We start from the raw sequence: 10794 nt of genomic DNA on the forward strand, positions 1-10794 counted from the left end.
CCCGCCAAATGTCTGCGGAGCCCTCGGGCGATCACGGCCCGTAACCGATCTTTTCAAGGCCGTGGCGCGCAGATAGGCTCGCGCGCCGGAAAAAACGGGCCGCCACGGTCCGGGAGAGACGCTCGTGCCGCCGACGTTCGAAGCCCGCCAGGCGCAGACGACCCTCTTCGAGGCGCTCGTGGCGGCGGCCCGCAAGTACGGGCCGAAGAAGCCGATCCTCGAGGACCAGGAGCGCAAGCCCCTCACCTATACCGACCTGATCCGCGCCAGCTTTGCGCTCGGCCGCAAGATCGCGGCCTTCACCCGGCCGGGCGAGCGGGTCGGTGTCATGCTGCCCTCCAGCGCGGCGGGCGTGGTCACCTTCTTCGCCCTGCATGCGATCGGCCGCACGCCGACCATGCTCAACTTCACCGCCGGGATCCGCAACCTGCGCGCGGCCTGCGAGCTGGCCGGCGTGACGCGCGTGCTCACCGCCCACCGCTTCGTCGAGCAAGGCAAGCTGCACGACCTCATCGATGCGCTCGAGACCATGACCACGGTCACCTACCTCGAGGAGGTCCGCGAGAGCGTGGGCCTGGCGGACAAGCTCTACGCGGCGGCCGCCGGGGCGCTGCCGGGCCGGTTCGCGGCGAAGACCAGGCCCTCCGACGCCGGCGTGATTCTGTTCACTTCCGGCAGCTTCGGCGCGCCGCGCGGGGTGATGCTCACGCAGGCCAACCTGATCGCCAACGTGCGCCAGGTGGGGGCGCACATCGCGCTCGACCCGAACTGGGTGATGTTCAACCCTTTGCCGATCTTCCACTGCTTCGGACTGACCGGCGGCGTGCTGCTGCCTCTGCTCTGCGGCATGAAGGCCTTCGAGTACCCCTCGCCGCTGCACATCAAGCAGATCCCGGCCCTTGTGAAGGACGCCAAGGCCTCGATCCTTTTGGCCACGGACACCTTCGTGAACCAGTACGCCCGCGCCGCCGAGCCGGGCGAGCTGTCGGGGCTGGAATTCGTGGTCTGCGGCGCCGAGCGGGTCCGCGACGAGACCCACAACCTGATCGCCGAGCGGTTCGGGCCCGTCCCGCTGCTGGAAGGCTATGGCGCGACGGAGGCGGCCCCGGTGATCGCGGTCAACAAGCCGGGAGACAACCGCCGCGGCACGGTCGGGGGCCTCGTCCCGGGCATGGAGATCCGGCTGGAGCCGGTGGACGGCATCCCGGGGGGCGGACGGCTCTACGTCCGCGGCCCCAACATCATGGCGGGTTATCTCGCGCCCGGCGGCGGCCTCGAGCCGCCGGTCGACGGCTGGCACGACACCGGCGACGTGGTCTCGATCAGCCCCGACAACTGGCTGAAGATCCAGGGCCGGGTGAAGCGCTTCGCCAAGGTCGGCGGCGAGATGGTCTCGCTGGCCGCCGCCGAGGACCTCGCCGCGGGCGTCTGGCCCGACTGCCGCCACGCGGTGGTCGCGGTGGCGGACGCCAAGAAGGGCGAGCGGCTGGTGCTGGTCACCGATCGCCGCGACGCCGATCCGGCGCCGCTGGTGGCGCACGCGCAGGCGCTCGGCGCCCCGGAGATCGCTGTGCCGCGCAAGATCATCCGGGTGCCCGAGATCCCGGTGCTCGGCACCGGCAAGACCGACTACGTCGCCCTGCAGCGGATCGTCGACGCCGACCTGAGGGCGAGCCGCGCCGCCTGAGGGCGCCAGTAAGCGTATCCGCTTTTCCCGCCACAGGAGCTGCCGATGCCGAACCTCGACGCCTGGTCGCCGCGCGTGCTTTCGATCCTGCGCATCATCACCGGCCTGCTGTTCATCGAGCACGGCCTGATGAAGCTGTTCCACTTTCCGGCGCCGCAGCCGGGCGCGCCCGATCCCCTTCCCGCGCTGCTCATGGTCGCGGCCGTCGTCGAGCTGGTCGGCGGCGGGCTCGTGACGCTGGGCCTGTTCACGCGGGTGGCGGCCTTCTTCTGCTCGGGCGAGATGGCCGTCGCCTATTTCATGGCGCATGCGCCGCGCGGCTTCTATCCGGCGCTCAACATGGGCGAGGCCGCCGTGCTCTACTGCTTCGTCTTCCTCTATCTGGTGTTCGCGGGCGGCGGTCCGTGGAGCCTGGAGGCGGCCTTCCGCCGCCGGACATAGCTTTCAGCCCGGGCCGGTCTCCACTTTCGGGGGCGGCAGGGCGTCGATGAGCTGATCGCCGCCCAACGACTGGTAGAGATTGACCAGGTTGGTGGCCCGCACCAGGCGGGTGGTGGCCAGGCTGCGGCGCGCCGCGTACAGCGTGCGCTCGGCGTCGAGGGTGATCAGGTAGGGATCGATCCCCTCCCGATAGCGCGCCTCCAACAGCCGGTAGCTTTCGGCCGCGGCGGTCTCCAGGTCGGTCTGGGCCGACATCTGCTCGGTGATCGTCCCGCGCCGGGCGAGCGCGTCGGCCACTTCCCGGAACGCTCGCTGGATCGCCTGCTGGTATTGCGCCACCGCGAGGTTCCGCTGCCCCTTGGCGAGCGCCAGGTTGCCCACGTTGGCGCCGCCCGCGAACAGCGGCAGCGCCGCCGCGCCGCTCACCTGCCAGGTGGCGTTGCGCCCGGCGAACAGGCTGGCGAGTTGCGGGCTCGCCGCGCCGGCCAGGGCGGTCAGGCTGATGGTCGGGAAGAACGCCGCGCGCGCCGCCCCGATCTGCGCGTTGGCGGCCCTCAGCCCATACTCCGCCTCCACCACGTCCGGTCGCCGCAGCAGGATCCGGGAGTCGAGCCCGGCGGGCGCTTCGGCCAGCAGGCTGTCGACGCTCTCGATCGAGGCCGGCAGATCGGCGTCGGGCGCCGGTGCGCCCACCAGCAGCTCCAGCGCATTGCGGTCCTGTGCGACCTGGGTGGTGAGCGCGGCGACATCCGAACGCGCCTGGTCGAGCAGGGTCAGCGCCTGGGTCAGGTCGGTGCGGGGCGAGACGCCGCCGGTCAGCTTGGCGCGGGTGAGATCGACGGTGCGCTGGGCGCTCGCCACCGTGTCGTTGGCGATGCTGAGCAGGCTGCGGTCGGCGGCCAGGGTGAGGTACGCGCCGGCCACCTCGCCCACCAGGGTGAGCCGCGCGGCGCGGGCCCCCGCCTCGCTCGCGAAATAGCGGTCCTGGGCGGCGTGGCTCAGGCTCCGCAGCCGCCCGAACAGGTCGAGCTCGAAGCCCGAGAATCCCACGTCGGCGGCGTAGTCGCGGGAAATCTCGCCACGCGAGTTCGCTGCGCCGCCAAGGCCGCTGGCGCCGCCGCCCGTCGTCGCCCGACCCTTGCTCTCTGCGGCCGCGGCGGTGGCGTCAATGTGCGGCAAGAGCTCCGCGCGCTGCACCACGTACTGGCTGTGGGCGATCTGCACGTTGGCCATGGCGACGCGCAGGTCCTGGGCGTTGGCCAGGGCGCGCGCGATGACCGCCTGCAGGTGCGGGTCCTTGAAGACGTCGCGGTAGCTCAGCGACGGCAGCGGCGCGGCGGTCGGCGTCGGATAGGCCGGCCCGGTCGGCCAGCTGGACGGAATGGCGGGAGACGGACGGACGTAGTGCGGCTCGAGCGTGCAGCCGGCCAGTCCGGCCGCGACCACGAGCACGGTGAGCGGCCGCATCACGCCGGCGCGCCTTCCTCGCCCGCCGCCGGCTCCGGCGCCGCGCCGCGTCGCCGCTGGAAGATCCGCCGCACCAGCACGAAGAACATCGGCACGAACAGGATCGACAGCAGGGTGGCGCTGAGCATGCCGCCGATCACCGCCGTGCCGATGGCGACGCGGCTCTTGGCGCCCGCGCCCGAGGCGATCGCCAGCGGGAACACCCCGCTCATGAACGACAGGCTGGTCATGATGATCGGCCTGAGCCTGAGGCGCGCGCCCTCCAGCGCCGCATCGACCCAGCTGCTGCCCCGCTTGTGGGCCGCCTCGGCGAACTCGACGATCAGGATGGCGTTCTTGGCCGACAGGCCCATGGTGGTGAGCAGCCCCACCTGGAAGTAGACGTCGTTGGAGAGCCCGCGCAGCCAGACCGCCAGCGCCGCCCCCAACAGTCCCAGCGGCACCACGAGCAGGACCGAAAAGGGCACCGTCCAGCTCTCGTAGAGCGCCGCCAGGCAGAGGAAGATCACCACCAGCGAGATGCCGTAGAGCAGCGGCGCCTGTCCGCCCGACAGCCGCTCCTGGTAGGAGATGCCGCTCCATTCGGCCGTGAGGCCCGGGAACTTCGCGACGATATTGCTGATGTGCTGCATCGCCTCGCCGGTGCTCTTGCCGGGCGCGGCGTCGCCCTGCACCTCGAACGAGGGCTGGCCGTTGAAGCGCGACAGCGTGGTCGGCGCCTGGCTCCAGCTCACCTGGGCGAAGGAGGAGAACGGCGCCATCTCGCCGGACGAGCCGCGGACGAACCAGTCGCCGAGGTCCTCGGGACGGCTGCGGTAGGGCGCGTCACCTTGCACGAACACCCGCTTCACACGGCCGCGGTCGATGAAGTCGCCCACGTAGCTGCCGCCCCAGGCCGTGGTGAGCGTGGCGTCGACGTCGGCCTGTGAAAGCCCCAGCGCCCCCGCCTTGGCGGAATCGACGCTCACCTTGAGGGTCGGATTGTCCTTCAGGGCGTTCTCACGCACCCCGTTCAGCACCGGATCCTGCCGCGCCTGTTGCAGGACCTCGTCGAGCCGCGCCTTGAACGCGTCGCGGGGCAGGCCGCCGGTGTTCTCCAGCTCCATGGTGAAGCCGCTCGCCTGCCCCAGACCGCGCACCGCGGGCGGATTGAGCACGAAGAACTGCGCGTCGCGCATGTTGCCGAGCTGGCGCATCGCGCGCTGGGCGATCGCCTCGGCGGAGTTCTGCGAGCCCTTCCGCTCGTCCCACGGGGCGAGGTTGATGAATCCCCGCCCGGCGTTCTGGCCGGAGCCCGCCTGATTGCCGCCGAGCACGGTGAACAGTCCGGAGATGTTCTTCCGCTCGCGGGTCAGGAAATAGTGCTCGATCTGCTTGCCGACCTCCAGCGTCCGCGCCTGGGTCGCGCCGGGCGGCAGGGTGAACTGCAGCTGCAGCGCCCCCTGATCCTCCACCGGCAGGAAGCTGGTCGGCAGACGAATGAACAGCACGCCCAGCGCGATGCACGCCACCGCATAGACGATCAGCGCCGGGCGGACGTTGCGGACCACCCTGGCGACGAAATCGCGGTAGCGATCCGCCATCCGGAAGAAGCGCGCGTTGAACCAGTCGCCGAATTGCGCGAGATGCCGGTCCAGCCAGTTGCCGTGCGCCTCCTCGCTCGGCCGGCGCAGCAGGTTCGCCGCGATCGCCGGCGAGAGCACCAGGGCCACCAGCACCGACAGCGACATGGCCGAAACGATCGTCACCGAGAATTGCCGGTAGATCACGCCCACCGAGCCGCCGAAGAAGGCCATCGGCAAGAACACGGCCGTGAGCACCAGGGCGATGGCGATCAGCGCCGTCTGCACCTGGTCCATGGATTTTATCGTGGCTTCCCGGGGCGTCAGCTCCGGTTCTTCGTGCATGATCCGCTCGACATTCTCCACGACCACGATCGCATCGTCGACGAGCAGGCCGATCGCCAGCACCATGGCGAACAGGGTGAGCACGTTGATGCTGTAGCCGGCCACCGCCAGCACGCCGAAGGTGCCCAACAGCACCACCGGCACGGCGACGGCCGGGATCAGCACCGCCCGCCAGTTCTGCAGGAAGATGAACATGACGAACACGACGAGGATCACGGCCTCGAACAGCGTCTGCACCACCTCCCGGACGGAGAGCTTGATGAAATTGGTCGCATCGTTCGGGAACGCCAGCCGGTAGCCGGGCGGGAAGTCCTTGGCGCGCTCCTGCACCGCCGCACGGACCAGGGCCGCGGTCTTCAGAGCATCGGCGCCTGGCGCCAGTTGCACCGCGATGCCGGCGCCTGGGTGTCCGTTCAGCCGGCTCAGCGCCGAATAGCTTTCACTGCCCAGCTCGACCCGCGCCACATCCTTCAAGAGGACCTTCGAGCCGTCCGTCTGCGTCTTGACGATGATGTCGCTGAACTGTTCGGGGGTGCTGAGGCGCGAGCGGGCGGTGACCGTGGCGTTCAGCATCTGCGTCGAGGGCGACGGCTGCCCCCCGATCTCGCCCGCCGCCACCTGGGCGTTCTGCGCCTTGATCGCGCTGATGACGTCGCTCGGCATGAGCTTGAACGACATCAGCTTGAACGGATCCAGCCAGATCCGCATCGCGTACTGCGCGCCGAAGACGTTGAAGTCGCCGACTCCGGGGATGCGCCCGATCGTCTCCTGCATGTTGGAGACCAGGTAGTCGGAGATATCGGCGCTGGTGGAGCGATCGCTCTCGTCATAGACGGCGATCACCATCAGGAAGTCAGGGTTCGACTTGGTGACCGTGATCCCCTGCTGCTGAACCTCCTGCGGCAGCCTGGGCAGGGCCTGCTGGATCTTGTTCTGCACCTGCACCTGGGCGATGTCGGGATTGGTCCCCTTCTGGAAGGTGACGGTGATCCCGACCTGGCCGGCCGAGTTGGACGTGGTCTGGAAGTAGATCATCCCGTCCAGGCCGGTGAGTTGCTGCTCGAGGACCTGGGAGACGCTGTTCTCCAGCACCTGGGCCGAGGCGCCCGGGTAGGTCGCGCGGATGTTCACCTGCGGCGGGGCGATGTCGGGGTACTGCTCGACCGAGAGCGAGCGGACGCCGAACGCGCCGGCCAGCATGATGACGATGGCGATGACCCAGGCGAAGACCGGGCGGTCGATGAACAGGCGCGAAATCATCGCATCTACCCTGCCCCGCCGTAGCCCGAGCCCGGGCGCGCCGCCGGGCGCGCGGGCGCCGATCCGGCCGGCACCGGCCGGATGGGCTGGTTGGGCCGCACCTTGTCGAGGCCCTCGGTGATCACCTTGTCTCCGGGTGAGAGCCCCGCGGTGACCAGCCATTTGTCGCCGATCGTGCGGTCGGCCGTGATGGTGCGAAGCTGGGCGCGATTGCCAGGTCCGACGACGTAGACCGTGGCGTTGCCGCGGGGGTCTCGAGAGACCGCCTGTTGCGGCGCGAGGATGGCGTTGGGCGCGACCACCTGTGCAAGCCTGGCGCGGACGAACATGCCGGGCAGCAGCAGTCCCTGCGGATTGGGAACACGGACGCGCAGGGTCACCGACCCGGTGTTGGGGTCGACGATGGCCTCGGCGAACTCCAGCTTGCCCCTTTCGGCATAGACGCTGCCGTCATCGAGGATCAGCTGCACGTCGGCCTCGCGCGGCGTGACGCCGCCGCTGGAGAGCTCCCGCCGAAGCGCCAGGAGATCGGCGGCCGACTGCTGGATGTCGACATACATCGGATCCAGCCGCTCGATGGTGGTGAGCGGGGTGGCCTGGCCGTTGGTGACCAGAGCGCCCGTGGTCACCATGGAGCGCCCGACGCGGCCGCCGATCGGCGCGGGCACGCGGGTGAACCGCAGGTTGATCCGGGCTGTCTGCAGGTTGGCGCGGTTCTGGGCGATCTGGGCGGCGGCCTGCTTCGCGGCTGCGGCCGCGTCGGTGTAGTCCTGCTTGCTGACCGCCTCGATGTCGGCGAGCGGCTTGAAGCGCGCCGCCTTGGCCTGGGCCGCAGCGTAGGCCGCCTGCGCATTGGCGAGGTTGGCCGACGCCTGGGCGGCCGCGGCCTGATAGAGGCTCGGGTCGATCTCGTAGAGCGTCTGCCCCGGATGCACGACCGAGCCTTCGACGAAGTGTCGGGCCTTGATGATCCCCGAGACCTGCGGGCGGACCTCGGAACTCTCGAAGGCGGTGGTGCGGCCCGCCAGTTCGATCTCCAACGGCACGGCCTGGGCCGTCACCACGACGTAGCCCGCCTCCGGTGGGGGCGGGGTCCGGGTCTCGTGCTTCGCCCCGCACGCGGTGAGGGTCAGCGAGAGCACCAGCGCAAGCAGAAGTCGTGGCTCGTTCAGCATACCGATAGACGGACAGGTTGCGGAGGCACACCCGTTAGGGGTTCTGAGGCGAAGGCGCCAGTCCCCGCGCTCATGGACCGCTCGATCACCCTCAAACGCGTCGCGAGAATGTCTGAATGTTGCGGTCACGCAAGGCTTTGCGACCGGCGTGAAACCTACCCGCGTTCGCCATCAGATGTGCAGCACGCGTCCGTAGGCGTCCAGCGCAGCCTCGTGCATCGCCTCGCTCATCGTCGGATGCGGGAACACCGTCGCCTGCAGCTCCGCCTCGGTCGCCTCCAGCGTCATCGCCAGAGCGAAACCCTGGATCATCTCGGTGACCTCGGCGCCGATCATGTGCGCCCCGATCAGGGCGCCGGTTCCGGCGTCGAAGACGGTCTTGACGAAGCCGTCGGTCTCGCCGGCGGCGATCGCCTTGCCGTTCGCCCGGAACGGGAAGCGGCCGACCTTGACCTCGATCCCCTTCGCCTTCGCCTGGGCCTCGGTCAGCCCGACCGAGGCCACCTGCGGGTTCGAGTAGGTGCAGCCCGGGATCGGCGCGTGCAGGCCTGTCGGCTTCAGTCCGGCGATGTGCTCGATGCAGTGGACGCCATCGTGGCTCGCCTTGTGGGCCAGCCACGGCGGGCCCGTCACGTCGCCGATCGCGTAGAGGCCCGCGACTCCGGTCGCGCCGGTCTCGTCGGTGACCACGTGGGTGCGCTCTATCTTCACGCCGAGCGCTTCCAGGCCGAGGGCCTCGACGTTGCCGACGATGCCGACGGCCACGATCGCCACCTCGCCCTGCAGGGTCTCGGCCTTGCCGCCCGCCTCGATCTCCACCGCCACGCCGGCCTTGGATCTCGTCAATTTCTTCACATTGGCCGGCACGCGGAACCTGATCCCGCGCCGCTCGAAGGCCTTGTGCGCCGCGGCCGAGACCTCCTCGTCCTCCACTGGCAGGATCCGCGGCAGCATCTCGATCACCGTAACTTCGGACCCGAGCGCGCGGAAAAAGCTCGCGAACTCGATGCCGATGGCGCCAGAGCCGACGACGATCAGGGCCTTCGGCGCCGACTTGGGGACCAGCGCCTCGCGGTAGGTCCAGACCCGCTCGCCGTCCGGCTCCAGGCCGATTTCCGGGAAGGTCCTGGCCCGCGCCCCGGTCGCCAGGATCACGTGCCTGGCCTGCACGGCGCGCTCGCCGCCCGCTTTCAGCGCCACGACGACCTTTGGAGCAGGCGCTCCCTTCTCCAGCCGCGCGGTCCCCTCGATCACTTCGATCCTGTGCTTCTTCATGAGGAAGCCGACGCCGGCGTTCAGCTGGCCGGCGACCTTTCGCGACCGGGCGATCACCTTGCCGAAATCATAGGCGCGGTTCTCGGCGGAGAGCCCGAAGTCGCCGAGGTGGCCGAGCTGCTCATAGACGTCGCCCGAGCGCAGCAGCGCCTTGGTCGGGATGCAGCCCCAGTTCAGGCATACGCCGCCCAGCGCCTCGCGCTCGACGATCGCCGTCTTGAACCCCAGCTGGGCCGAGCGGATCGCGGTGACATAGCCGCCGGGCCCGGAGCCGATCACGATCACGTCGAAGTCCTCGGCCATGCCCTCCTCCGAGGTCTCAGACGATCATGGTGATCGGGTCTTCGATCAGCCGCCTGAAGGCGGCCAGGAACCGCGCGCCGGTCGCCCCGTCCACCACCCGGTGATCGCAGGTCAGGGTCACGCTCATGACTGTAGCCACCGCCAGCTGGTCGCCGCGCGCCACCGGCCGCTTCTCGCCCACCCCGACGCTCATGATCGCGCCCTGCGGCTCGTTGATGATCGAGGAGAAGGAGGTCACCCCGAACATGCCCAGGTTGGAGACCGAGAAGGTGCCGCCCAGGTACTCCTCCGGCTTCAGCTTGCGGTTCCGCGCCCGCTCGGCGAGGTCCTTCGACTCCCTGGCGATCTCGGCCAGGCCCTTGCCCTCCGCCTCGCGGATGATCGGGGTGATCAGCCCGTGCGGCACCGCCACGGCCATGGCGACGTCGGCGTGGTGGTGCATGGCGATGCCCTCGGGCGTGTAGGACGCGTTGGCCTCGGGCACGCGCTTCAGCGCGACGGCCGCAGCCTTGATCACCATGTCGTTGACGCTGACCTTGACGCCTTCCGGCTCCAGCAGCGCGTTGATCTTCGCCCGCGCGGCCAGCAGGGCATCGATCTCCAGGTCGATGGTCAGCGGGAAATGCGGCACGTCGCGGAAGCTGTCGGTCATCCGCCGCGCGACCGTCTTGCGCATGCCGTCCAGCGGGATCAGGTCGTAGCTGCCGGGCGCGATGCCCTGCTGCTCCAGGCTCAGGACCTGCCGTGGGCCGGGCGCGGAAATGGGCGCCGGCTGCGGCTGGGCGCCGGGAGCCCTGGCCGGCGGAGCCTTGGTCGCAGCCGGCTGCGCGCCCTCGACATCGGCCTTGACGATCCGCCCGTGCGGACCCGAGCCGCGGATAGACGAGAGATCGATCCCCTTCTGCTCGGCGATCCGCCGCGCCAGCGGCGAGGCGAAGATCCGCTCCCCGTTCCGCTGCGCTTCCCCCGCCTGCGCGGGAGGAGTCGGCGCAGTCGAGGGTGGGGGCGCCGGGACGGCGCGCTGCGCGGGCTGCGCCCCCTCCACCGCTTCGCGGTCCCCCTCCCCCGTCGTCTTCGCGACGGTGGACGGACTGGGCTTCGGCGGCGGCGCGGCCGTTTCTCCTTCGCCGCTCAGCTTGGCGATGGGCGTGTTGACCTTCACCCCTTCCGCGCCCTCCGGGACGAGCAGGTCCTCGACGGTGCCCTCGTCGACCGCCTCGACCTCCATCGTCGCCTTGTCGGTCTCGATCTCGGCGATCACGTCGCCCGACTTCACCTG

The 10794-nt window shown here is 69.9% G+C and carries 7 protein-coding genes; 2 read left to right on the plus strand and 5 right to left on the minus strand.

All coding sequences use genetic code 11. From position 1 onward, the window contains the following. Nucleotides 1-124 precede the first annotated feature (124 nt). Together VLI41_RS14215 and VLI41_RS14220 are read left to right on the plus strand one after the other, a co-directional pair. A complete protein-coding gene (locus tag VLI41_RS14215) occupies nt 125-1687 on the plus strand; it encodes an AMP-binding protein (RefSeq protein ID WP_325268740.1) in 1563 nt (520 codons plus the stop codon). 45 nt (nt 1688-1732) lie between these two features. Continuing rightward, on the plus strand, nt 1733-2128 hold the full coding sequence (locus VLI41_RS14220) for a DoxX family protein (RefSeq protein ID WP_325268741.1): 396 nt from the start codon (nt 1733-1735) through the stop codon (nt 2126-2128). 3 nt (nt 2129-2131) lie between these two features. Here the strand turns inward: VLI41_RS14220 and VLI41_RS14225 are convergent, their stop codons facing one another. From VLI41_RS14225 to VLI41_RS14245, 5 genes are all read right to left on the minus strand, one after another. Continuing rightward, nucleotides 2132-3595, minus strand: coding sequence for an efflux transporter outer membrane subunit (locus VLI41_RS14225; RefSeq protein WP_325268742.1), 1464 nt, complete (start codon nt 3593-3595; stop codon nt 2132-2134). After that, on the minus strand, nt 3595-6762 hold the full coding sequence (locus VLI41_RS14230; protein ID WP_325268743.1) for an efflux RND transporter permease subunit: 3168 nt from the start codon (nt 6760-6762) through the stop codon (nt 3595-3597). Before VLI41_RS14230 ends, VLI41_RS14225 begins: the two co-directional genes overlap by 1 nt. 5 nt (nt 6763-6767) lie before the next feature. After that, nucleotides 6768-7937: an efflux RND transporter periplasmic adaptor subunit gene (locus tag VLI41_RS14235; RefSeq protein ID WP_325268744.1), complete on the minus strand. Its 1170-nt coding sequence runs from the start codon at nt 7935-7937 to the stop codon at nt 6768-6770. A gap of 171 nt (nt 7938-8108) precedes the next feature. Next, the gene (gene lpdA, locus VLI41_RS14240; RefSeq protein WP_325268745.1) at nt 8109-9515 is read right to left on the minus strand and encodes a dihydrolipoyl dehydrogenase; all 1407 of its coding nucleotides are present in this window, start codon (nt 9513-9515) and stop codon (nt 8109-8111) included. Between the two features lie 16 nt (nt 9516-9531). Beyond that, a complete protein-coding gene (locus VLI41_RS14245; RefSeq protein ID WP_414692564.1) occupies nt 9532-10791 on the minus strand; it encodes a pyruvate dehydrogenase complex dihydrolipoamide acetyltransferase in 1260 nt (419 codons plus the stop codon). Between the last annotated feature and the right edge of the window lie 3 nt (nt 10792-10794).

Origin of the sequence: Phenylobacterium sp., from assembly GCF_035475775.1 — a bacterium.
Taxonomy (GTDB): domain Bacteria; phylum Pseudomonadota; class Alphaproteobacteria; order Caulobacterales; family Caulobacteraceae; genus Phenylobacterium.

What these genes read in the sequence shown, in the direction of transcription:
- VLI41_RS14230 (WP_325268743.1), bottom strand. Translation starts at nt 6,762, where the DNA reads ATGATTTCGCGCCTGTTCATCGACCGCCCGGTCTTCGCCTGGGTCATC.
- lpdA (WP_325268745.1), bottom strand. Translation starts at nt 9,515, where the DNA reads ATGGCCGAGGACTTCGACGTGATCGTGATCGGCTCCGGGCCCGGCGGC.
- VLI41_RS14220 (WP_325268741.1), top strand. Translation starts at nt 1,733, where the DNA reads ATGCCGAACCTCGACGCCTGGTCGCCGCGCGTGCTTTCGATCCTGCGC.
- VLI41_RS14225 (WP_325268742.1), bottom strand. Translation starts at nt 3,595, where the DNA reads ATGCGGCCGCTCACCGTGCTCGTGGTCGCGGCCGGACTGGCCGGCTGC.
- VLI41_RS14235 (WP_325268744.1), bottom strand. Translation starts at nt 7,937, where the DNA reads ATGCTGAACGAGCCACGACTTCTGCTTGCGCTGGTGCTCTCGCTGACC.